The sequence below is a fragment of the Sporolactobacillus terrae DSM 11697 genome, from assembly GCF_000648615.1.
In the GTDB taxonomy this organism is placed as follows: Bacteria; Bacillota; Bacilli; order Bacillales; family Sporolactobacillaceae; genus Sporolactobacillus; species Sporolactobacillus terrae.
The window spans coordinates 1-1,226 of the sequence record NZ_JFZC01000081.1; the positions used below are offsets into that span (position 1 = coordinate 1).

A 1,226-nucleotide genomic window follows, 5' to 3' on the forward strand; every position below is an offset into this window, starting at 1 on the left:
TTGGTATGTCAACACTAAATCAAACAAATTTTTAAAGGTGTCGCAGCTTGTATTCAGTTGGTGTTAGGTAGTCTAGTGATCCATGGATGCGAACATTATTGAACCAATTGACGTAATCAAATAATTCAAGGTCAAGAACGTGTTGGTTAGGAAAATCACGTCCGCTAATAAACTCAGTTTTAATCGTTTTGAAGGTCGCTTCCGCCACAGCATTATCATAGGGTGTCCCTTTGTGACTCAGTGATCGGTTGATTTGAAACGCTTCCAGAGTCTCATCAATAAGCCTATTTTTAAACTCGTTTCCCCGATCTGTATGGAATAGTTCGAGTTGACTTAGGTCACCTTTTACCGTGGCGAAGGCACGGTGGACTAACTGAGCGTCCTTATTTGGACCAGAGCTGTAACCAATAATCTCGCGATTATATAAATCAATAAAGATACAAATATAATGCCATTTCTGCTGCACACGGACATACGTCAGATCACTGACTACCACTTTTAATTCCTTTTCCTGCTGGAATTGACGATTCAACGTGTTTCCAGTGGGAGATTCGTTGCAGCCTATTTTATGCGGCTTAAACTGTGCAATCGTATACTTTGAAACGAGGCCCTGTTCTTTCATCATTCGCCCGATTCTTCTTCGCGAGACTTGTTTTCCCTGCTTCTCCAGTTCTTTTTTGATCTTTCGCTGTCCATAGATCGATCGGCTTGCTTTAAATATTTGAACCACTTGGCGTGTCAATTCCTGTTCAGCCTGTTGATTCTCACGAACTTTAGCTTCGTAATAGTAGGTACTGCGAGAAAGTTGTAGGACGTCGCACATTGCTGATACCGAGTATTTGTGACGGTTCTGTCGAATCACATCTACTTTCGTCCCATGATCAGCGCGGCTTGTTTTAAAATATCATTCTCCATTCTCAGCTGTTGATTTTCTTTCCTTAAATGAATCAGTTCTTCCTGCTCAGGCGTTCGGTTATCCTTCTCCTTGAAAGAACCGCTTGTCTTGTGTTGACGAACCCATTTATCAAAGGCCGAAGGCGTGAGATCATACTCTTTAATGATTTCATGTCTGGGCTTACCTGAAGCGTGTAGACTGACGATTTGTTCCTTGAACTCTTTTGAAAAAGTTCTCCGTTCCTTTTTCATGTTTCCGGTCTCCCTTGGAATAGTTGAACCAAGTGTACATGACCTTAAATTATTTGTCCAATTAATTGTAACCTATCCAA

At 41.3% G+C, this 1,226-nt stretch carries 1 protein-coding gene; it reads right to left on the reverse strand.

Features of this window, described 5'->3' with window-relative positions; translation table 11 throughout:
• Nucleotides 1–31 precede the first annotated feature (31 nt).
• Nucleotides 32–1,146, reverse strand: a protein-coding gene (locus tag AA84_RS0114040; protein WP_128166093.1) for an IS3 family transposase whose coding sequence is annotated in 2 segments (ribosomal slippage) — nucleotides 32–894 and nucleotides 894–1,146 — 1,116 coding nt in all. Because the reading frame shifts where the segments join, the coding sequence is not laid out codon by codon here.
• Nucleotides 1,147–1,226: the final 80 nt, after the last annotated feature.